The sequence below is a fragment of the Pedococcus sp. P2_E5 genome (assembly GCF_056403895.1).
The window spans coordinates 1-19698 of record NZ_JBFUEP010000005.1; the positions used below are offsets into that span (position 1 = coordinate 1).

21 protein-coding genes and 1 pseudogene are annotated in these 19698 nt (G+C 68.7%); 8 read left to right on the forward strand and 14 right to left on the reverse strand.

The genetic code is table 11. The annotated features are described in order from the left end of the window. Positions 1-511: pseudogene (locus AC1DVZ_RS02525) on the reverse strand (hypothetical protein); the annotation flags it as partial. A gap of 477 nt (positions 512-988) precedes the next feature. Here AC1DVZ_RS02525 and AC1DVZ_RS02530 point away from each other — a divergent pair. Continuing rightward, positions 989-1063, forward strand: a complete 75-nt coding sequence (locus tag AC1DVZ_RS02530; RefSeq protein WP_369791897.1) for a 50S ribosomal protein bL37 — start codon at positions 989-991, stop codon at positions 1061-1063. A gap of 115 nt (positions 1064-1178) precedes the next feature. Here AC1DVZ_RS02530 and rsrA read toward each other — a convergent pair whose 3' ends face one another. Beyond that, positions 1179-1460 carry a mycothiol system anti-sigma-R factor gene (gene rsrA, locus AC1DVZ_RS02535; protein WP_477616613.1) on the reverse strand — a complete coding sequence of 94 codons (282 nt, stop codon included), beginning with the start codon at positions 1458-1460 and terminating at the stop codon, positions 1179-1181. After that, positions 1457-2107, reverse strand: coding sequence for a sigma-70 family RNA polymerase sigma factor (locus AC1DVZ_RS02540; RefSeq protein WP_477616614.1), 651 nt, complete (start codon positions 2105-2107; stop codon positions 1457-1459). Before AC1DVZ_RS02540 ends, rsrA begins: the two co-directional genes overlap by 4 nt. A 284-nt stretch (positions 2108-2391) precedes the next feature. Between AC1DVZ_RS02540 and AC1DVZ_RS02545 the strand changes: the two genes are divergently transcribed. Continuing rightward, complete coding sequence (locus AC1DVZ_RS02545; protein WP_477616615.1) at positions 2392-2934, forward strand: ferritin; 543 nt, start codon at positions 2392-2394, stop codon at positions 2932-2934. Here the strand turns inward: AC1DVZ_RS02545 and AC1DVZ_RS02550 are convergent. Both AC1DVZ_RS02550 and AC1DVZ_RS02555 read right to left on the reverse strand, forming a co-directional pair. After that, complete coding sequence (locus AC1DVZ_RS02550; RefSeq protein WP_477616616.1) at positions 2931-3578, reverse strand: alpha/beta hydrolase family protein; 648 nt, start codon at positions 3576-3578, stop codon at positions 2931-2933. The two genes, AC1DVZ_RS02545 and AC1DVZ_RS02550, sit on opposite strands and share 4 nt — an antisense overlap. Further along, entirely contained in the window at positions 3575-4501 is a 927-nt protein-coding gene (locus AC1DVZ_RS02555) for an SOS response-associated peptidase (protein WP_477616617.1), read from the reverse strand. The genes AC1DVZ_RS02550 and AC1DVZ_RS02555 overlap by 4 nt, the downstream gene beginning before the upstream one ends. Positions 4502-4612: 111 nt before the next feature. Between AC1DVZ_RS02555 and AC1DVZ_RS02560 the strand changes: the two genes are divergently transcribed. From AC1DVZ_RS02560 to rsgA, 3 genes are read left to right on the forward strand one after another with little or no spacing between them, the layout of a single operon-like run. Continuing rightward, entirely contained in the window at positions 4613-5152 is a 540-nt protein-coding gene (locus AC1DVZ_RS02560) for a DoxX family protein (RefSeq protein WP_477616618.1), read from the forward strand. Beyond that, entirely contained in the window at positions 5139-6488 is a 1350-nt protein-coding gene (gene aroA, locus AC1DVZ_RS02565) for a 3-phosphoshikimate 1-carboxyvinyltransferase (RefSeq protein ID WP_477616619.1), read from the forward strand. Before AC1DVZ_RS02560 ends, aroA begins: the two co-directional genes overlap by 14 nt. Further along, positions 6485-7552, forward strand: a complete 1068-nt coding sequence (gene rsgA / locus AC1DVZ_RS02570; RefSeq protein WP_477616620.1) for a ribosome small subunit-dependent GTPase A — start codon at positions 6485-6487, stop codon at positions 7550-7552. Before aroA ends, rsgA begins: the two co-directional genes overlap by 4 nt. Here the strand turns inward: rsgA and AC1DVZ_RS02575 are convergent. Both AC1DVZ_RS02575 and AC1DVZ_RS02580 read right to left on the reverse strand, forming a co-directional pair. Further along, the gene (locus tag AC1DVZ_RS02575; RefSeq protein WP_477616621.1) at positions 7474-8073 is read right to left on the reverse strand and encodes a hypothetical protein; all 600 of its coding nucleotides are present in this window, start codon (positions 8071-8073) and stop codon (positions 7474-7476) included. The two genes, rsgA and AC1DVZ_RS02575, sit on opposite strands and share 79 nt — an antisense overlap. Further along, on the reverse strand, positions 8073-8612 hold the full coding sequence (locus AC1DVZ_RS02580) for a hypothetical protein (protein ID WP_477616622.1): 540 nt from the start codon (positions 8610-8612) through the stop codon (positions 8073-8075). Before AC1DVZ_RS02580 ends, AC1DVZ_RS02575 begins: the two co-directional genes overlap by 1 nt. A gap of 148 nt (positions 8613-8760) precedes the next feature. Here AC1DVZ_RS02580 and AC1DVZ_RS02585 point away from each other — a divergent pair, with 148 nt between their 5' ends. Further along, positions 8761-9288, forward strand: coding sequence for an RNA polymerase sigma factor (locus tag AC1DVZ_RS02585; RefSeq protein WP_477616712.1), 528 nt, complete (start codon positions 8761-8763; stop codon positions 9286-9288). Continuing rightward, positions 9285-9884: a hypothetical protein gene (locus AC1DVZ_RS02590; protein ID WP_477616623.1), complete on the forward strand. Its 600-nt coding sequence runs from the start codon at positions 9285-9287 to the stop codon at positions 9882-9884. The genes AC1DVZ_RS02585 and AC1DVZ_RS02590 overlap by 4 nt, the downstream gene beginning before the upstream one ends. 70 nt (positions 9885-9954) lie before the next feature. Here the strand turns inward: AC1DVZ_RS02590 and AC1DVZ_RS02595 are convergent, their stop codons facing one another. From AC1DVZ_RS02595 to AC1DVZ_RS02615, 5 genes are all read right to left on the reverse strand, one after another. Next, positions 9955-11055 (reverse strand): ABC transporter ATP-binding protein, encoded by a 1101-nt coding sequence (locus AC1DVZ_RS02595; RefSeq protein ID WP_477616624.1) that lies wholly within the window; start codon positions 11053-11055, stop codon positions 9955-9957. Then, positions 11048-12076 (reverse strand): ABC transporter ATP-binding protein, encoded by a 1029-nt coding sequence (locus tag AC1DVZ_RS02600; RefSeq protein WP_477616713.1) that lies wholly within the window; start codon positions 12074-12076, stop codon positions 11048-11050. The genes AC1DVZ_RS02595 and AC1DVZ_RS02600 overlap by 8 nt, the downstream gene beginning before the upstream one ends. A gap of 34 nt (positions 12077-12110) precedes the next feature. Then, positions 12111-13040, reverse strand: coding sequence for an ABC transporter permease (locus tag AC1DVZ_RS02605; protein ID WP_477616625.1), 930 nt, complete (start codon positions 13038-13040; stop codon positions 12111-12113). Continuing rightward, a complete protein-coding gene (locus tag AC1DVZ_RS02610) occupies positions 13033-13959 on the reverse strand; it encodes an ABC transporter permease (RefSeq protein ID WP_477616626.1) in 927 nt (308 codons plus the stop codon). Before AC1DVZ_RS02610 ends, AC1DVZ_RS02605 begins: the two co-directional genes overlap by 8 nt. A 192-nt stretch (positions 13960-14151) precedes the next feature. Next, positions 14152-15813 carry a peptide ABC transporter substrate-binding protein gene (locus AC1DVZ_RS02615; RefSeq protein ID WP_477616627.1) on the reverse strand — a complete coding sequence of 554 codons (1662 nt, stop codon included), beginning with the start codon at positions 15811-15813 and terminating at the stop codon, positions 14152-14154. Positions 15814-16160: 347 nt separating this feature from the next. Between AC1DVZ_RS02615 and hisN the strand changes: the two genes are divergently transcribed. After that, complete coding sequence (hisN, locus tag AC1DVZ_RS02620) at positions 16161-16952, forward strand: histidinol-phosphatase (RefSeq protein WP_477616628.1); 792 nt, start codon at positions 16161-16163, stop codon at positions 16950-16952. A gap of 74 nt (positions 16953-17026) precedes the next feature. Here the strand turns inward: hisN and AC1DVZ_RS02625 are convergent, their stop codons facing one another. Then, entirely contained in the window at positions 17027-18415 is a 1389-nt protein-coding gene (locus tag AC1DVZ_RS02625; RefSeq protein WP_477616629.1) for a M16 family metallopeptidase, read from the reverse strand. Beyond that, complete coding sequence (locus tag AC1DVZ_RS02630; RefSeq protein ID WP_477616630.1) at positions 18412-19698, reverse strand: M16 family metallopeptidase; 1287 nt, start codon at positions 19696-19698, stop codon at positions 18412-18414. The genes AC1DVZ_RS02625 and AC1DVZ_RS02630 overlap by 4 nt, the downstream gene beginning before the upstream one ends.

Below are 19698 nucleotides of genomic sequence, written 5' to 3' on the forward strand. Positions count from 1 at the left end.
GTGCGGCATTGAGCAGGCACTGGGCCACGTCGGCCACGATGAGGGGCAGCCCCACGAGGAGCAGGATGCGACCGGCCGAGTCGGAGCCGCCGGGATCACTCAGTCCCCCGGCCCACAGGTAGACCAGACCACCCAGGGACCCGATCGAGCTGCAGAGCGCGACATTGAAGAGGCGGACGATGACCGGCTGTGACTCCTTCTGGACCACAGCGGCGGCGGCGCCCACGATGGCTGCCCCCACGGGGCCAACCACGACAGCAGAGGTGAGCAGGATGATGCTCAGGAACGACAGCTGGATGCGCGAACCGACGTCGATCTCGCGGAGCAACCAGCTGGTGATGCCCAGGCCGGACAGGACGAAGACTGCGCCGATGTCGCCCAGCTGACCCGTGGCCAGCCAACCGATCGAGGCAAGCCCCAGCGCGAGAGCCACGACGACCGCCACATAGATGATGGTCGCGCGGTTGTGCAGTCTGCGCGCAGACGCTCCCGGGTCAGGACTTGTGCTCACGGCACCAATCTAGGCCCGGGTGGCAGTCAGGGTGGGTCAGCCGCCCCAGCTCCACACGGAGGTCATGCCGGTCGAGGACTCGACGTCCTGGGGGGACCACACGATGTTGTCGTTGCCGGAGAGGATGGACTCGAAGATGGTGGTGATCGCCTTCATGGCGGTGCTCCTTCTGCCTGAGGCGCGACTCATACGTTCGGCTACTTCAGGCGGTCACTTGTCCCGAGCCGCCAGGGGTGCGGTGCGTGGACAGGACTATGATGCCGGGCAACGTCCGCCCTTGGGACGCTCCTTGCCCGTTCTTTGCCAAACCTTGAAGGTCCTATCGCACCTTTGGCATCATTGGTTCGGACCTTTGGACCGCGTTTGTCCGCATGGCTCCCGGTATTGGCCCGACGGCACGTTGTCGCCTCTAGGCTGTGAGAGACTGGCCCGGCACCCGGTGCGTAACGCGCCACACCACCACTGACGGAGTGACCCATGAGCAAGCGCGCCCGCAAGCGCCGCTCGCGCAAGGGCAACGCGGCCAACCACGGCCGCAAGCCCAACGCCTGAGCCTGCGCCACGACGCATCGAAGGGGCGGTCGAACCATCTGGTTCGACCGCCCCTTCGTCGTGTGCCGCCGTTCCCGGCGCCCGTCGCCGGCCCACCTTCGCGGGCCCGTCGCGACTACTCCGAGATCTCGTAGCGGATCGTGGTGATCCTGGCCATGATCTGGGTCCGCAGCTCCACGGGGGCCTCCTCGCAGGCGCAGGACCGCTTGACCAGCGCCTTGAGTGCCTGGTCGAGGTCGTACTCCTGCAGGCAGGGCCCACACTCCTCGAGGTGGTGCTTGATCTTGACGGTGTCGTCCTGCGTCATCTCACCGTCGAGGTACTCGTAGACGCGGTGCAGCACCTCCGAGCAGTCCGAGCCCGCAGCTTCTCCCGCTCCCTGTCCTTCGCAGCTCATGAGTCCGCTCCCTGGGTGGCAAAGCCGCGCTCGGCGGCATACTCCGTCAGCAACTCCCGCAACTGGCGCCGGCCGCGGTGCAACCGCGACATGACGGTCCCGATGGGGGTATCCATGATCTCGGCGATCTCCTTGTAGGCGAAGCCCTCGACGTCGGCAAGGTAGACCGCCAACCGGAAGTCCTCCGGCAGCTGTTGCAGTGCCCGCTTCACCTCGGTGTCGGGCAGGTGGTCCAACGCCTCCGTCTCGGCCGAGCGCAGCCCGCTCGAGGTGTGCGACTCCGCACGGGCGAGCTGGTAGTCCTCGATCTCGGCGGCATCGGACTGCAGCGGCTCACGCTGCTTCTTGCGGTAGGTGTTGATGTACGTGTTGGTGAGGATGCGGTACATCCACGCCTTGAAGTTCGTGCCGGGGCGGTACTGGTGGAACGCGGCGAAGGCCTTGGTGTAGGTCTCCTGGAGCAGGTCCTCGGCGTCGGCCGGGTTCCGCGTGGTCCGCAGCGCCGCCGAGTACAGCTGGTCCAGCAGGGGCATCGCCTCGCGCTCGAAACGCGACTGTCGCTCGCCGGGGGTCTCGCTGGCCACGTCGACGGTGGCGTCAGGGGTGGCCTCGTCGATGATGGTGTCGGTGGCAGGTGTCTCAGTCATTGCCCTCCAGCCTAGCCCGGCATCGGCCTTGGCTGGCTTGTCGGTCGGTGCGGAGAGGCCCAGTGCGACGGGGGCGGAGAGCGCGGCGTCGCCGACGGGCTGCGCGGTCAGAACGGGCACGAGCGGACTCCTGGTGGTGCGCCCGACGGTGTCTCGGCGCGCTGGATCGTGGGCGGATCGGTGGGTGGGTCGGTCTCAGTGGTCAACGGAGCACCCCGCGCTGTCATTCCCGTGCTCGGCGTTCCCGGCCCAGCCCGTCCGGACCAGGCACTACGGTTTCCGGTATGTCGCGCACATCCGAAGCCTCGTTCGTCGAGCTGCTCACGCAGCAGGTTCGCCACGAGTTCACCGCCAGCCAGCAGTACATCGCGATCGCCGTGTGGTTCGACGGCCACGACCTGCCCCGGCTGGCCACGCACTTCTACCTGCAGAGCGTCGAAGAGCGTAACCACGCGATGATGATGGTCCAGTACATGCTCGACAGGGACTGGGCCCTGACCGTGCCCGGCGTGGACGAGGTCCGCAACGACTTCGACGCCCTCACCGCGCCGATCAAGCTGGCCCTGGCCCAGGAGAAGGCCGTCACCGGGCAGATCGAGGCGCTCTTCCGGGCGGCGCGCGCCGAGGGCGACGTCCTCGGCGAGCAGTTCATGCTGTGGTTCCTCAAGGAGCAGGTCGAGGAGGTCGCTGCGATGAACACCCTGCTGACCATCGCCGAGCGCGCCGGTGACGACTGGTTCCAGATCGAGGACCACCTCGCCCGTGAAGCGGTGGGCGACGGGGGCAAGGACGCCTCCGCCCCGACTGCCGCCGGGGGCGCTCTCTAACCCAGCGTGGTCACGAAGGCCAGGGCGGCTGCCACGACGTCGTCCGGCTTCTTCGTGAACCCGTGACCGCCGCGCGCCACGGTGACCCACGAGGGTTCCGGCAGCTCGGCCCGCACCTCAGCGGGCGTGCCGAACGGGTCGGTCGCGCCCTGGACGACATGCAGCGGTATGCCGTGCGGCACCGGTGCGCGCAGCTCGGCGGCTCGCGACAGCTCGGGCTTCCCCGGCGGGTGGAGGGGGAAGGCCAGCGCGAGGACCGCGTCCGCGCCGGTGTCGTGCGCCGTGCGGAACGCCACCCGTGCGCCATTGCTCTTGCCACCCACCACCAGCGGCCGCGGCAGTCGGCTGCGTCCCGAGGTGAGGTGCCCGAGCACCGCCAGCCAGGACGGGTCCTGGGTGGCCGCAGGTGGCGGCAGCTTGCGTCCCGCCACCACCCACGACTGCTCGACCAGTGCGACGGCCCAGCCACCCGCAAGCAGCCCGGCTGCCACGGCCGACACGTCCCCGGCGCGGATGCTGCCCCCCGCGCCGTGGGTGAGTACCACCGACCCCAGTGCCCGCGGCGGTCGGGTCACGTGGACGCGGGCCGGCCCCCCGGGGGTCTCGACGTCGACGACGCGTTCGTTGCCTCGTTCCCTGCTCATGCGGGGTTCGGTCCCCCTCCGGTCACGTCTGCGGTGGTCCGGGCACCGCCCCCGATGATCTCGCCGGTCATCGGATCGACCACGCCGTCGAGCTCGTCGATCCCCGCCGGCTCGATCAGCTGCGGACCGTTGCTGCGGTTGGACGACACGGCTGTCCCGACCGGGTAGGCCTCGAACCGCCCGGGCGCGGAGAACGCGAGCAGCCTGGCGACCTCGTCCTGGCCGGTCACCGACGGGTCGAGCCAGGTCGACCAGTCCTCGCGCTCGAGCACCAGGGGCTGTCGGTCGTGGATCCGATCGAGACCGGCCTCGGCCTCCGTCGTGATGATGGTGAACGTCGTGAGCCACGCCTCGGGGTCGTCACCGTCGGCGATCTCACGGTCCCGCCAGAACTCGTAGAGCCCGGCGAACGCGACCACGTCACCATCTGCCCGGTGCATGTAGAAGGGCTGCTTGCGCGGGTTTCCCTTGGCATCGGTGCTGACCGGCGACTTCTGCCACTCGTACCACCCCTGGGCCGGCACGAGGCAACGACGTGAGGCTGCGGCCTTGGCGAAGGACCCCTTCTCCAGGACCGACTCCGCACGGGCGTTGATCATCCGCATGCCGATCTTGGTGTCCTTGGCCCAGCTGGGCACCAGGCCCCACGTGAGCAACCGGAGCTGGCGCACGGGAGGCGGGTCGCCGGCATACCCCTCCTTGGGCGTGGGCTGTCCGGTCGCGACCTCCGTGGGGCGCGGGGCGCGGGTGAGCACCACGGGTGCCTGCTTGCTCGGCGCCAGGTTGAAGTCGGGTGTCCCCGGGGGCGGCGACTGGGGGTTCTTGAGGATGCTGCGGGCCGGCTCCGACGTCCGGTCCTGCTCGACCTCGAACTCCTCGACGAGCTCGTCGGGATTGGCTGTGGCTGCATATCGGCCGCACATGGTGGACAGGGTACGCAGGGACGCTGACCTGCCCATACGGTAAGAAGGGAGGCGACTGCGAACAACACCGCACCAACCCCCGCACCAGCCCGCATCAGCCCAGGAGTGAACATGACCGTCGTCCGCCGCGTGGCCCGACCGTTGCTCGCCGCGATCTTCGTCGTCCAGGGACTCGAGCAGCTCCGTCACCCGTCCGCGCTGAGCCCCAAGGTCGCACCCCTTGCCGCGCGGCTCGCGCCGCTGGGCCTGCCCAACGACCCCGAGCTCCTGGTGCGGGCCAACGGCGCCACCATGGTGGGCGGCGGAGCCCTCCTCGCCGCCGGTCGCGTGCCGCGGCTCGCGTCGTTGGCACTCGTCGGCGCCATGGTGCCGACCACCTATGTGGGACACCAGTTCTGGGCCGAGACCGACCCCGCGGTCAAGCGCGCCCAGCGGATCAACTTCCTCAAGAACCTCGGCCTCATCGGCGGGCTGCTGCTGGCGAGCGTCGACACGGAGGGCCGGCCGGGTCTGGCCTACCGAGCGGGGCTGGCGGGCGACACGGCGAAGCGGGCGGCCAAGCGCGCCAAGCGCGAGGCCAGGCACGCCTCGCGTGCCGCACGTCGCGAGGCCAAGCTGGCCGCGTCCCAGGCGCACGATGCCCTCACCTGACCCATCGCGCACCGACACCGCGGGTTCGGTCCCCGACGCTGCCGGCTGGTCCACCCCCACCGCCCGGCAGCGGGTCGACGCCGACGTCACCCTGCCCGGCAGCAAGTCCCTGACCAACCGCTTCCTCGTCCTCGCGGCGCTGGCCAACGGTCCGTCCCTGCTTCGCCGGCCGCTGCGTTCGCGCGACACGCTGCTCATGGCGCAGGCCCTGCGCGAGCTCGGCGCGGGGGTCGAGGACGCCACCGCGTACGGTTCGGGCGCCCCTGACTGGGTCGTCACGCCCGCGACCCTGGACCGCGGCGCCCACATCGAGTGCGGCCTGGCCGGCACCGTGATGCGCTTCCTGCCACCGGTGGCGGCACTCGCCCAGGGACTCGTGACGTTCGACGGCGACCAGCAGGCCCGGGTGCGCCCGATGGGCCCCGTGCTGGAGGCGCTTCGCGTCCTCGGCGCGCAGGTGGAGGACGAGTCACGCGGCACCTTGCCGTTCACCGTCCACGGCACCGGGCGTATGCCGGGTGGCTCGGTCACCCTCGACGCGTCCTCCTCCTCGCAGTTCATCTCGGCCCTCCTGCTGGCCGGTCCGCGCTATGACCGCGGGGTCACCATCCACCACGCGGGCAAGCCGGTCCCCTCCGAGCCGCACATCGAGATGACGGTCGAGACGCTGCGCGACGCCGGCGCGATCGTGGACGACGGCGACGCCAACACGTGGCGGGTCGAGCCGTCCGAGATCAACGGGCTCGACGTCCAGGTCGAGCCCGACCTGTCGAACGCCGCGCCGTTCCTCGCCGCGGCCCTGGTGACGAGTGGCCGCGTCACGGTGCCGGGGTGGCCGCAGCACACCACCCAGGCGGGAGACGCGATCCGCGACATCCTCGACACCATGGGCGCAGACGTCTCGCTCGCCCGCGAAGGGCTCACGGTCTCGGGCACCGGTGAGATCAACGGCATCGACATCGACCTCCACGACGCGAGCGAGCTCACACCAGTCATCGCAGCGTTGGCGGCCCTCGCCGACTCCCCCAGTGTCATCCGAGGAGTGGCCCACATCCGCGGGCACGAGACCGACCGACTGGCTGCCCTGGCGCGCGAGCTCGGAGACCGCGGAACCGAGGTGAGGGAGACCGAGGACGGCCTGCGCATCACGCCGCGGCCCTTGACCGGCGGGATGTTCCACACCTATGCCGACCACCGCATGGTCATGGCCGGGGCCCTCCTGGGCCTGCGCGCCCCCGGCCTGGTCGTCGAGGACCCCGACACGGTCGCCAAGACCCTCCCCGAGTTCGTCGAGCTCTGGCACGGTCTCGTCGACCCCGACGGCCCGACCCCATGAGTCGGCGCACGTCGGACTACGACGAGAGCGACGTCCGGATCCGTCCCAGCAAGCGCGGGTCACGCCCCAGGTCCAAGGACCGCCCCGCCCACGAGGACGCCGTCCCGGGTTTCGTCATCGGAGTCGACCGGGGCCGCTACACGGTCCTCGTGGGCAAAGGCGTTGGTGGCAAAGGCAATAGTGGCACCGGCAGTGGTGGGAAGGCGTCGCCGGAACGCATCGTGACCGCGATGAAGGCACGCGAGCTGGGACGCAAGGGAATCGTGGTCGGTGACGACGTCGAGCTGGTCGGCGACACCTCGGGCAATCCCGACGGCCTGGCCCGCGTCGTCCGCCTCACCCCCCGACGCTCGGTGCTGCGTCGCACCGCGGACGACACCGATCCAGTCGAGCGGGTGATCGTCGCCAATGCCGACCAGCTCGTGATCGTCACCGCGCTGGCCAACCCGGAGCCGCGCCCCCGCATGATCGACCGCTGCCTCGTCGCGGCCTACGACGCCGGCCTCGACCCCTTGCTCGTGCTGACCAAGGCCGACCTCGCCGACGCCGACGCCTTTCTCGCCAACTACGCGCCACTCAACGTCCGCTACGTCGTGACCGCGACCGGGGAGTCCGGGTTCGAGGGTCTCGAACGGCTGCACGAGCAGCTGCTCGACCGGATCAGCGTCTTCATCGGGCACTCGGGTGTCGGCAAGTCGACACTCGTGAACGGCCTGGTCCCGGACGCCCGCCGAGCGACGGGGATCGTCAACGACTTCACCGGTCGGGGTCGCCACACCTCGAGCTCGGCTGTCGCACTGCGACTTCCCGCCGAGGCGGGGTGGGTCATCGACACCCCGGGGGTCCGGTCGTTCGGTCTGGCCCACGTCGACCTCGCACGGATCATCCAGCACTTCCCCGACCTCGAGCCCGGCACCTCGCAGTGTCCTCGCGGCTGCGGCCACGACGAGGAGGAGTGTGCCCTCGACGCGTGGGTTGCCTCGGGTCAGGCAGGCCCGGCCGGCACCTCGAGACTGGAGTCCCTGCGTCGGCTGCTGCGCGCACGTTCGGGCGACACCGAGTGAGCGCCGTCGGGCAGAGGTCCCATGACCAGATGTCCGGCAAGCGCCAATGCCGTTGCCACGACAGGCATTCCGAACAGCAGGCCGATCTGCACGTGTAGCGGTGCAGCCAGCATCGTGTCGTCGTCCAGGCGCTCCGACCACCAGAGCAGGACGCCCGGTCCGACGACAGCCACGACGGTGCCCAGCCGCGCCAACGGCCCGTGGCGGCGCAGCAGCGGCCCGGCGACGAGGAATCCCGGCGCCAGCGGAGCACCCTGACCGGCGAACAGGATGAGCCCGGGCACGAAGAGGAACCTGAGCCACCGACGCCGACCGGTCGCCTGGCGTGCCTGCCAAGACAGGGCAACGAGCAACCCGAAGACGGCGGCCACGCCCACGATCATCAGGGTGCCCGACCAGCTGAACTCCGGGCTGGTCGACACCAGTCGCATCCACACCCTCGCGGCCACACCCCACACCGCCCCCAGGCCGAAGCCGATGAGGGCGGTGCGGAGCACCGCGTGCCGTGAGAGCACTGTCATCACCACTCCACTGGGAGGCACGCGATCCTGTCGCCGGCCGTGCCGTTGGCAGCGGTGGCCCGCTCGTGGATCACCACCGACCTCTGGCCCGGTGTCGGCACGAAGGGAACGTGGGCGACCGCGTTCGCATTGCCCTCGTCGTCCACCGTGAAGTCGAGCCAGATCTCGGTCTGGTCGCTGATCGTCGTCGGCGGTTGGCCGGTGTGGTTGTAGTGCGGGCCGGCCGCCGAGCCGACGCCGTCGACGCACCGTCCGCTGTGCAGGTGGGCACCGAAAGTGCGGTCGGCCTCGGCGCGATCCACACCGTGGACCACGAGCACAGCGGTGGAGTCGTCACCGTGCCCGACGAGAGTGAGCTTGGCCGATGCGTCTGCGAACGGAGCCCCCTTGCCGCTGAGCAGCAGGTGCAGACTCCCGCGGAAGTTGTTGGCGGCCCCCGCGACGGCCGGTGCCACCGCGGCGCCGACGCCGAGTACCGCGGCACAGGCCACTGCGGTGGCAGACCTCCGCCAAAGAGGTGATGACTGCGAGTGTTCCATGGTGCTCTCCTTACCCTTGTGAAACTGTGGTGCTGACACCTGACTGACGCGGCACCACGGCGCAGCGGGTGACACCGAAAATGACCGAAATTGGTTGTCACCCAACGGCTCTGCTCGTTCGTCTGTCTAGGTGATGGAGTCCGTGGGAATGCTGACAGGGAGCATCGGGGAGTCGACGGCGCAGGACGACGTCGACACCTTGGTCTCGGCCCTGTTCGTTGCCGAGGGCGCCCGACTGGTGACCCTCGCCCGCTTCTTCGTCCAGGACCGCACCGCGGCCGAGGACCTCGTCCAGGAGGCGTTCATCCGCTTGTCCCGCAGCGCCCAGCGCATCCGCGACCCCGAGCGAGCTGCCGCCTACCTGCGCTCGATCGTCATCAACCTCGCCCGTGACCACAACCGGCGCGGCCTGGTGTCCCTACGGCACCGGCCACCGGCGATACCGGACGAGCCCTCGGCAGAGGAGACCGCGGCGTCTCGTGAGTCGCGCCTCGAGGTGGTCGCGGCCCTGCACGACCTGCCCCGTCGACAGCGGGACTGTGTGGCCCTGCGGTACTACCTCGAGCTGTCGGTCGAGGAGATCGCCAAGACCCTCGGGCTCTCACCCAACTCGGTCAAGACCCATCTGCAACGCGGCCTGAGGTCCCTGGCTGCCACCTTGGAGGAGACGCGATGAGCGCGCTCGAAGATCGCCTCCATGATGCGCTGACCGCCGAAGGCCGGGTGCACACCCCGTCGCCCGACCTGTTCGCGCGGGTGGTCGAAGGCATCGACCACGACCGCGCCCGGCGACGGCGGGTCCGTCGGGTCGGGACGGCCTGGGTCGTGGCCCTGGCCGGCTCGGTGACCACATTGCTGACCCTCACCCCCAGAGACGAGAGAGGACTGCACATGCCCTGGTGGATTCTCGAGGTGGGGACCAACCTCGCCCTGCTCGGCATCGCCCTGTGGCTCGGCCCGTTCATCAAGCGGTTCGGCCGGGCCTACGCCGCCGACGTCTTCCACGACAACCCGCTGACCGGCAAGAGCTACATCGTGCTCACCGACATCGTCTACTACCTGATCTTCGCGGCCTACATCCTGTTCTCGCTGCACGTGTCCCCCCAGCTCGACTGGCACAACGCAGCCACCGAGGAGGTCACCGCCGAACAGGTGACGTGGGAGCTCGGCCGCATCGGCGGCATACTCCTCATCATCGGCATCCTGCACGGCCTCAACATCGTGCTCATGCCGCTGCTGGGACGCGTGTTCTCCCTCAACCGGCGCCTCTGAGGAGGGGACGGCGACGGCGCCGCCCCCCTGATGGGGAACGGCGCCGTCGTCGTATGCCGTGTGCTCGCGGTCAGGAGTCCGTCGGGCCGTCACCGACGGGCTCGAGCGACGAGTCGTCGCGCAGACCCGAGTCGAACGTGACCGAGGCCGCGTCGGACACGTCGATCGTCTCGATGATCTCGCGCGGCGAGGCGAAGTGGCAGGCCGACAGGTGCTCGCCGGCGCCGTCGGGGCGCAGCTCGAGCAGCGGGATGTCGGTCTTGCACTTGTCCTGGACCTTCCAGCACCGGGTGTGGAACCGGCAGCCCGACGGCGGGTTGGCCGGCGAGGGGACGTCGCCCTTGAGGACGATCTGCTCCTTCTTGTCGCGCAGCGTCGGGTCGGGCACCGGTACCGCGGACAGCAGGGCCTGGGTGTAGGGGTGGGTGGGACGACCGTAGATGTCGTCCTCCTCCCCCAGCTCTGCCATCTTGCCGAGGTACATCACACCGACACGGTCGGAGATGTGCCGGACCACGGAGAGGTCGTGCGCGATGAAGATGTAGGACAGGCCGAGCTCGTCCTGGAGCTTCTCCATCAGGTTGACGACCTGGGCCTGCACCGAGACGTCCAGTGCGGAGACCGGCTCGTCGCAGATCAGCACCTTCGGGTTCAGCGCGATGCCTCGGGCGATGCCGATGCGCTGCCGCTGTCCACCGGAGAACTGGTGGGGGTAGCGGTTGATGTGCTCGGGATTGAGGCCCACGAGGTCGAGCAGGTCCTGCACGGCCTTGCGGCGACCCTTCCGGGGCACCACGTCGGGGTGGATGTCGAACGGCTCTCCCACGATGTCGCCCACGGTCTTGCGAGGGTTGAGCGACGTGTAGGGGTCCTGGAACACGATCTGGATGTCGCGACGCAGCTTGCGCATCGCGCGACCCTTCTGCGCGTACATGTCGACACCGTCGAACACGACGGAGCCCGAGGTGGGCTCCTCCAGGCGCATCAGCAGGCGGCCGAGGGTGGACTTGCCACACCCGGACTCACCGACGATGCCCAGCGTCTCACCCTTGAGGAGCTCGAAGCTGACGCCGTCGACGGCCTTCACGTGGCCCACGGTGCGGCGCAGCACGCCGCCCTTGATGGGGTAGTACTTGACCAGGTCGGTCGCAGTCAGAATGGCCTCAGCCATGGAGGACCTCCTCGGCGAAGTGGCAGGCGCTCTCTCGGCCGGGAGCGACCTCGAGCAGGGCAGGACGGTCCTCGCGGCACACGTCCTGGGCGAACTTGCACCGCGGGTTGAAGGCACACCCGTCCGGGATGCGCATCAGGTTCGGCGGCAGGCCACCGATGGCGGCGAGCTGCTGCCCCTTCTGGTCCAGGCGCGGGATCGACTCCAACAAGCCCTTGGTGTACGGGTGTCCGGGTTGGCGGTACAGGTCGTAGACGTCCGCGCGCTCGACGATCCGACCGGCATACATCACCGCGATCTTGTCGGCGACGTTCGCCACGACGCCCAGGTCGTGGGTGATGAGGATGAGCCCCATCTGGCGCTCCTCCTGCAGCTCCTGCAGCAGCGCCATGATCTGCGCCTGGACGGTGACGTCCAGGGCGGTGGTCGGCTCGTCGGCGATCAGGACCGCCGGGTCGAGCGCGATGGCCATCGCGATCATGATGCGCTGACGCATGCCGCCGGAGAACTGGTGGGGGTAGGCCCCCACGCGCTCCTTGGCGGCCGGGATCTGCACCCGCTGCATGAGCTTGACCGCACGCTCGAGGGCGTCGGACTTGTTCATGCCGCGGTGGACCCGGAACATCTCGGCGATCTGCCACCCCACCGGGAACACGGGGTTCAGCGAGGACAGCGCGTCCTGGAAGACCATCGAGATCTCCGGGCCACGGGTGCGTCGGCGCTGCTCGTCGGGCATCGTCAGCAGGTCCTGGCCGCAGTAGCGGATCTGACCCTTGGGGATGACCGCCGGCGGCATGTCGAGAATGCCCATGATCGCCTGCGCCGTGACGGACTTGCCCGAACCCGACTCCCCGAGGATGGCCAGGGTCTGGCCCTCGAAGAGGTCGAAGTTGACGCCGTTGATCGCCCGGGCGATGCCGTCGGGGGTGTGGAACTCGACGTGGAGGTCCTCCACCTCGAGCAGCAGCCCGTCCTTGGGCGTGTAGGTCTGGCCGGAGGACTTCGCGGACTCGCGAGCCATGGTTTCAGAGGTTGTCATGTGTCGTCTCTCCCGCTCAGCGCGACTTCGGGTCGAAGGCATCGCGCACGGCGTCGCCGAGCATGATGAAGGCCAGCACCGCCAGACTCAGGAAGAGGCTGGGGAACAACAGGATGTGCGGGGTCGTCCGCAACGCCACGATGGCGTCGGAGATGGCCACACCCCAGGAGATCGCCGGCGGCGTCAACCCGATGCCGAGGAAGCTCAAGGTCGCCTCGACGGCGATGAACACACCCAGGTTGATGGTCGCGACGACGATCATCGGTGCCAGTGCGTTCGGGAGCACGTGCGCGCGGATGATCCGCCACGGGGTGGCTCCGAGGGCACGGGCGGCCTGCACGTAGTCGTTGGGCTTGACCTGCAGCACGCTGGAACGCATGAGGCGCGCCAGTCCCGGCCAGCCGAAGATCGACAGGACCAGCACGACCTTGCCCACCACGAGCAGGTAGGGCGATTCGACGTCGTTGGGGAAGGTCGCCATGAACAGGATGCCGCCGAGCAGCAGCGGGATGGCGAAGAAGATGTCCGTGACCCGGGAAACAACGGCGTCGAGCCAGCCACCGTAGTAGCCGGCGACGATGCCCATGGCACCACCGATGAGCACGGTCGCGATCGACGCGAACACACCGACGAGGATCGACGCACGTGCACCGTAGATGGTGCGCGAGTAGATGTCGTAGCCCTGGATGTCACGTCCGAACCAGGCGCTGGCGTTGGGACGCTCACGCGCCTCCTTGAGCACCGCGTCGGCCGGGTCGACGTTGGTGAACAGCGCCGGCCACACGGCCATCAGCAGGAACACCACGATGAGGGCCATCGAGACCCAGAAGATGGGGTTCTTCTTGAGGGACCGCCAGGCGTCGGAGGTGAGCGAACGCGCCTCGTCGTGTCCTGGGGCGGCGGCGCCGGTCTCGGCGCCAACGGCAATGGTCGATGCCTCAGTCATGGCTGATCCTCGGGTCGAGCACGCCGTACAGGAGGTCGACGAGCAGGTTGACGAGCAGGAACACCAGCACCAGAACCGTCACCGTCCCCACGACGGACACGCCGTCGCGGTTGTGGATGCCGGTGAACAGGTAGCCGCCCACGCCCTGGATGTTGAAGATGCGCTCGGTGACGATGGCGCCACCGAGGAGCCCACCGAAGTCGGCGCCGATGAAGGTGACGACCGGGATCAACGAGTTGCGCAGCGCGTGCAGGCCGATGGCCCGCCGACGGGTCAGGCCCTTGGCGATGGCCGTGCGCAGGTAGTCCGCGCGGAGGTTCTCCACCAGGTTGGTGCGGGTCAGTCGGGCGACGTAGGCGATCGAGGCGCTACCGAGCACGAAGGCGGGGAGCAGCAGCTCGTTGAACGTCGCCTCGGAGGAGACCGTCACTGGTCGAAGGCCCCATTTGACGCCGAGGTAGTACTGCAGCGTCGCGCCGATGACGAAGATGGGGATGGCGATCACGAACAGGGTGCTCACGAGGACGAGGTTGTCCATGAACTTGCCCTTGCGTATCCCCGCCAGCACACCCGCGATGACGCCGATGATCGTCTCGAAGAGGATCGCCATGCCAGCCAGCTTGGCGGTGGTGGGGTAACGCTGCTTGAGCTCGTCCGCCACCTTGATGTTGCGGAAGGTGGTGCCGAGGTCGCCCTGGGCGATGTTGCCCATGTACTTGGCGTAACGCGTCGGCAGTGGGTCGTTGAGGTTGTGCTCGGCCCGGAACTTGGCCACGAAGGCCGGCGCACAGGGACGCTCACCGCACATGCCTGCTGTGGGATCTCCGGGCAGGGCGAAAACCATGGCAAAGATAATGAACGTGGATCCAAGCAGCACCGGGATCATCTGGAGAAGTCTCCGAAGGATGTACTTGTACACGTCACCTCCCTCTCTATGACGCCGTCGGGTGGGGTGTTCCCGGTGGCGTGGCTGGACAAGCCGTTGCGGGCCAGACGTGCGCGCCCGTGCTTGTCACAACATAGTCGTTTTGGACGGTGCGGGGTCATCAGGAGGATTGCCCCTGGCTGACCCCGGACAGGCCGTCGGGCCGAGGTGGGCGGTCCGGGCGACTTACTTGAGCGAGAGGCTCTCGAAGTCGATCGTGCCGAATGYGGTGATCTTCACGCCGGTGACCTTGTTGGACCAGCCGAAGGTGGCCGTCGAGTACCACATCGGGATGGCCGGCATGTCGTTGGCGAGCAGTGCCTCGGCCTCCTGGTACTTGGCGTTGGCCTGAGCCGGGTCCGTCTGAGCAGCAGCCTCGTTGAGGAGCTTGTCGAACTCGGGGTTGCTGTAGTCACCATCGTTGGACGAGGCACCAGTCTTGAAGATGGGGGCGAGGAAGTTCTCGATGGACGGGTAGTCCATCTGCCATCCCGTGCGGAACATGCCCTTCATCTTCTTGCTGGCGATCTGGGTGCGGAAGGTGGCGAAGTCCACGACCGGGGTCGCGACACAGTCGACACCGAGGGCGCCCTTGATCGAGTTGCAGGTTGCCTCGGTCCACGCCTTGTGCGAGGAGTCGGCGTTGTAGGCGAGGGTCATCTTGCCACCCTTGAAGCCACCGGCCTCGTCGAGCTTGGCCTTGGCCTTGGCGGCGTCGAACGTGCACCACTCGCCACACTGGTTGGCCTTGTAGCCGTCAACGACCGGGGAGACCCAGCCGGTGGCGGGCTGACGCGTGTTGTTGAAGATCTGCTTGATGATCGTCGGACGGTCGATGGCCATGGAGATGGCCTGACGGATCTTCGGGTCAGCGTAGTTCGGGTCGACCTTGGTCGGCGCGAAGGTGATGGTCTGGATGACGCCGACGGACTTCTGCGAGTTGCGGTCCGGGAGGTCGGTCTTGTACTTGTCATCGATCATCGCGGACGAGGGGACCTGGTCCGTCACGTCAAGCTGGTTGGCGATGACGTCGTTGTAGGCGGCGTCCTCGTCCTGGTAGATCTTGAACGTGATGCCGTCGAGCTTGCCGGGGAACTTGCCCGAGTAGGAAGCGTTCTTGCTGAGCTTGATCTCGGTGTTCTTGGTCCAGCTGTCGAGCTTGAACGGGCCAGCGCCAACCGGCTTCTCGCCATAGGCGGCCGGGTCGGCAGCGAAGGAGTCCGGCAGCGGCGCGAACGCCGAGTAGCCGAGACGGACGGCCATGTTGGAGACCTTCTCGGTCGTCTTGATGGTGAAGGTGTAGTCGTCCTTCACCGCGAGACCGGTCAGCTTCTCAGCCTTGGCCTTGCCGGCGCCTGCGCACGGGTCATCGCCGTCGCCGGTGCACTGGGTGGCGCCGAAGCCCTCGATGGGCTCCATGAAGTAGCCGGAGGACTGGGCGTTCGGGCCGTAGGCGGCGTAGTTCCAGGCATCGACGAAGTTCTTCGCCTTGACCTCGGTGCCGTCCGAGAACTTGTAGCCCTTCTTCAGGGTGACAGTGAAGTTCTGGTTGTCCGTCGAGTCGATCTTGTCCGCGATGTCGTTCTCGGGGGCACCGGTCTCGGCGTTGTAGTGCACGAGCTTGGAGGTGATGGCCTCAAGCACGTTGCCACCACAGGTCTCGGTGGTGTTGCTCGGGATGAGCGGGTTCTGGGGGTTGCACCCGCGGACCGTGACAGTACCGCCGGCCTTGCCGCCTGCACTGGAGCTGGTGTCATCGCTGCTGTTGCCGCCACCGCAGGCTGCAGCAAGCAGCGCGACGGACGAGATTCCAGCAACCATGGCGACCGTGCGAGTAGTTCCTCGCATTGACGTCCTCCTACTTAGGGTCTGCCGCCCAGATGATGAGCGGTCGTTCCGGGCTGTGCACCGATTTGGGCGCAGCCCTGTAACGCACAGGGCGTTCGTGTGTTGTGGCCCTATGAAAGGGCACTGAGGGAGCAAAGGCGACGCTCTGGGCCAACCCGAGACAAAAACGTGATCGTCCTGCGGCCTTGTTGAGAGCAGATCTTCGGCGCACGTGGCTTTTGGGGCTATTTGATGCTATTTCGTGTAGAACGCCCCCGAGTCGTCGCAACCGCCCGGAGGCGTCGTCGCACCCGCCGGGAGACCCTGGCATCCCGCGTCCGGACCGGCCGACGGGCTAGCGTGGGAAGGTGCCCTACGACGATGATCTGCGCCTAGCCCATGTCCTGGCGGACGCCGTCGAGCGGATCACCATGGCCCGGTTCCGCGCCCACGACCTCGTCGTGGAGTCCAAGCCCGACCTGTCGTTGGTGAGTGACGCCGACAAGGCGGCCGAGGAGATGGTCCGCTTCCAGCTCAAGCGCACCCGTCCGCGCGACGCCGTCGAGGGCGAGGAGTTCGAGACCACCGGGCACGGTCCGCGCCGCTGGGTCATCGACCCCATCGACGGCACCCACAACTTCGTCCGCGGCGTGCCGGCCTGGGCCACGCTGATCTCGCTCGTCGACAACGACATGCCGGTGCTCGGCCTCGTGGCCGCTCCCGCCCTCGGCCGGCGCTGGTGGGCGGCCAACGGGTCCGGGGCGTGGTCGGGGCGCAGCCTCTCCGCGGCCAAGCAGATCCACGTCTCTGCCGTCTCGAACCTGTCGGACGCGTCGTTCTCGTACTCCGACCTCAAGGGCTGGCGAAACCTCGACCGCCAGGAGGAGTTCCTCGAGCTGACCGACGCCTGCTGGCGGACCCGTGCGTTCGGCGACTTCTGGTCCTACATGCTCGTCGCGGAGGGCGCGGTCGACATCGCCGCCGAACCCGACCTCGCCGTCTACGACATGGCAGCGCTGGTGCCCATCGTCACGGAGGCCGGCGGCCGGTTCACCTCGCTGGCGGGCAAGGACGGGCCGTGGGGCGGCAACGCCGTCGCCACCAACGGGCTGCTGCACGACGAGGTCCTGGCCCGGCTGGGCACGGACGCGCGCGCCTGACCCTCACCGGGCCGGTGGCCCGGCTGCGCTCGACCTGCTGCCGACGTGCCCACCCGGCTGCGCCGGACCGTCGCTCAGGCGGGGACGACCGTCACGTCGCCGATCCCCAGCTCACGCACCCCGTCGGCATACGTGCTGGCGTCGCCGACGATGACCACCGTCCACTCCCCCTGCACCCAGTCGCGGTAGGCCGCCGTGAGGCGCTCTCCGTCCAGGTCGCGCATCGCGTCGAGCGTCTCCGTGGTGAAGTCCGTCGTGAGCCCGTCGAGGGCCATCGTGGCGGCCTCGTCGGCGACGGCATCGGCAGTCGCGAAGCGCCCCGGCGCGGTCTTGCTGATGAAGTCCACGCCGGCCCGCACCTCCTCGGGGCTGAAGCCGTCCCGCCCGGATGCCAGCAGGTCCAGGAGCAGCCGGACCGACTCCACGGTCGCATCGGCCCGCACGGAGCCGGACGTGAGGAACAGCCCGCCGACACGGCGCGGGCGGAACACCGAGCGAATGCCGTAGGTGTACCCCTTCTCCTCGCGCAGGACCGCGTCGACGCGGGCGTTGGGCGAGCCACCGACGATGAAACCAAGGACGGGGTATGCCGCCCAGCCGGCCGGGACGCGACGGTCCGGACCCGTCCACCCCACCAGCAGCTCGCTCTGCACCGACCCGGGTCGGTCGACGAGCACGACACGGGCGGCGTCCGCCGCACGACGGGCCTCGGTCGGGCCGTTGGAGGGCACGTGGGTCGAGCTGGCCCACGTGCCGAGCGTGGTCTCGGCGAGGTCGCGGACGTCCAGGCCCGACAGGTCGCCGGCGATGACGGCCGTCATGCCCGTGGGTCCGACGCGCTCGGCGTGGAAGTCCACGATGTCCTGGCGGGTCAGTGCCGTGATGCTGTCCGTCGTCCCCGCCGTGGGCCGTGACGCCCTGTCCGCCTCGTCGAAGTGGGTGGCGATGAACGCCTGGGCTGCGCGTTGTGGCGCCAGGGCGCGTTCCTGCTCGATCTGGGCCAGCCTGGTCTTGCGGTGCCGGTCCACCTCGGGTTCGGGGAAGACCGGCTCGGCGAGGGCCTGCCGCAGCAGGTCCAGGGCGTCGCCGAGACGACGCTTCGGCACGTCGAGGTCGACACCCAGGCCACCGTCGGTGACCGACGCCCCAAGCGCAATTCCCTTGCGCTCCAACAACTCTGCGAACTCCTCCGGCGAGTGCTCCGCCGTGCCCTCGTCCAGCAGCCGAGCCATGATGGTGGCCACGCCCTCAACGGGCCGCGGCTCGACCGACAGCGCGAACGGCAGCACGGTGCGCACCGAGATGACGTACTGGCCGGGGATGTCGTAGCTGAGCAGCTCGATGCCGTTGGCCAGGATGTGTCGCTGCGGGGCGGCGAACCGCCACCGCTCCGGCGGATGCACCTCCGGGCGCGGTGGTGTCTCGTCGGACACCCGGTCGGCTGCCTCGCTCACCGAAGTCATGCCACCTCCTCCTCGTCGCGGACGGCGAGGTGACGCACCACCACGCGGCTCTCGGGCCGCAGCCACCTGGCAGCCGCGGCACGCACGTCGTCGACGCCGACATCCCCGATCCGGTCGAGGAACGTGTTGACGAACTGTCCGTCACCATGGAGCAGGACGTGCTGGCTGATCAGGTCGGCCCGCTCCTCCTGGCCGGCGAGGGCAGAGAGCCACGAGCGTTCGGACTGCGCCATCGCGGACTCCATCTCGACCTCGGTCGGACCCTCCGCCGCGAACCGCACCAGCTCCTCGACCACCGCAGCCTCCACCGCCTCGGGGTCCTGGCCGTCGGCGACGTCGATGACGAGGAAGCCCAGGGACACCCCGTCGACGAACCCCATGGCGTGGGCCTGCACCGCGTTGGCGACCTGCTCACGCCGGACCAGGCGCTGCACCAGGCGCGAGGTCGACAGGCCGCCGAGGGCGTCGATGGCCAGTCCCGCCGCGAAGAACTCGTCCGTGTTGTCGACCGGGAGCCGGAAGGCGATGTGCATCCGGTCGTTCGGGACGTTGCCCGGCCGGTCCACCCGCACCGGTTCGCTGACCGGTTCGAGGGGTGCCACGGGGGGTCGAGCTGGCTCGGCCGAGGCCGGGAGGTGGCCGAAGTAGCGCTCGGCTGCCGCGAAGCCCTCGTCCGGCGTGAGGTCGCCGACCAGGGTGAGCACGCTGTTGTTGGGTCCGTAGTAGCGACGGAAGAAGGCGTGCACGTCCTCGAGGCTGGCGGCGTCGAGATCCTCCATCGACCCGATCGTGGGGTGGTGGTAGGGGTGGCCCGGAGGGAACACCGCGGCATACACCTCGATGAGGGCCGTGCCGTAGGGGACGTTGTCGTAGCGCTGGCGCTTCTCCTCCTTGACGACGTCGCGCTGGTTGTCGAGGTTGTCCTGCGTGACGGCGTCGAGGAGGTGCCCGTGCCGGTCCGCCTCCATCCACAGCGCCAGCTCGAAGGCGCCCTTGGGCACGGTCTCGAAGTAGTTGGTGCGGTCGAACCACGTCGTCGCGTTGAGCCGACCACCCTCGGCCATCAGCCGGGTGAAGTGCTCACCGCTCGCGATGTGCCGGGACCCCTGGAACATCAGGTGCTCGAAGAGGTGGGCGAAGCCGGTGCGGCCGGTCAGCTCGTGGCGCGAGCCGACGTTCACCCAGATGTTGACGGTCACGGTGGGCACGGAGGCGTCCGGTGACACGACGACCCGCAGGCCGTTGGCCAGTGTCTTCTCGTGGATCGGGTAGTCCAGCGGCAT

Excerpts from the sequence above, each read along its gene's own strand:
- rsrA (WP_477616613.1), bottom strand. The coding sequence starts at position 1,460 with ATGAGCTGCGAAGGACAGGGAGCGGGAGAAGCTGCGGGCTCGGACTGC.
- AC1DVZ_RS02540 (WP_477616614.1), bottom strand. The coding sequence starts at position 2,107 with ATGACTGAGACACCTGCCACCGACACCATCATCGACGAGGCCACCCCT.
- AC1DVZ_RS02545 (WP_477616615.1), top strand. The coding sequence starts at position 2,392 with ATGTCGCGCACATCCGAAGCCTCGTTCGTCGAGCTGCTCACGCAGCAG.
- AC1DVZ_RS02550 (WP_477616616.1), bottom strand. The coding sequence starts at position 3,578 with ATGAGCAGGGAACGAGGCAACGAACGCGTCGTCGACGTCGAGACCCCC.
- AC1DVZ_RS02555 (WP_477616617.1), bottom strand. The coding sequence starts at position 4,501 with ATGTGCGGCCGATATGCAGCCACAGCCAATCCCGACGAGCTCGTCGAG.
- AC1DVZ_RS02560 (WP_477616618.1), top strand. The coding sequence starts at position 4,613 with ATGACCGTCGTCCGCCGCGTGGCCCGACCGTTGCTCGCCGCGATCTTC.
- aroA (WP_477616619.1), top strand. The coding sequence starts at position 5,139 with ATGCCCTCACCTGACCCATCGCGCACCGACACCGCGGGTTCGGTCCCC.
- rsgA (WP_477616620.1), top strand. The coding sequence starts at position 6,485 with ATGAGTCGGCGCACGTCGGACTACGACGAGAGCGACGTCCGGATCCGT.
- AC1DVZ_RS02575 (WP_477616621.1), bottom strand. The coding sequence starts at position 8,073 with ATGACAGTGCTCTCACGGCACGCGGTGCTCCGCACCGCCCTCATCGGC.
- AC1DVZ_RS02580 (WP_477616622.1), bottom strand. The coding sequence starts at position 8,612 with ATGGAACACTCGCAGTCATCACCTCTTTGGCGGAGGTCTGCCACCGCA.
- AC1DVZ_RS02585 (WP_477616712.1), top strand. The coding sequence starts at position 8,761 with ATGCTGACAGGGAGCATCGGGGAGTCGACGGCGCAGGACGACGTCGAC.
- AC1DVZ_RS02590 (WP_477616623.1), top strand. The coding sequence starts at position 9,285 with ATGAGCGCGCTCGAAGATCGCCTCCATGATGCGCTGACCGCCGAAGGC.
- AC1DVZ_RS02595 (WP_477616624.1), bottom strand. The coding sequence starts at position 11,055 with ATGGCTGAGGCCATTCTGACTGCGACCGACCTGGTCAAGTACTACCCC.
- AC1DVZ_RS02600 (WP_477616713.1), bottom strand. The coding sequence starts at position 12,076 with ATGGCTCGCGAGTCCGCGAAGTCCTCCGGCCAGACCTACACGCCCAAG.
- AC1DVZ_RS02605 (WP_477616625.1), bottom strand. The coding sequence starts at position 13,040 with ATGACTGAGGCATCGACCATTGCCGTTGGCGCCGAGACCGGCGCCGCC.
- AC1DVZ_RS02625 (WP_477616629.1), bottom strand. The coding sequence starts at position 18,415 with ATGACTTCGGTGAGCGAGGCAGCCGACCGGGTGTCCGACGAGACACCA.
- AC1DVZ_RS02630 (WP_477616630.1), bottom strand. The coding sequence starts at position 19,698 with ATGCCGCTGGACTACCCGATCCACGAGAAGACACTGGCCAACGGCCTG.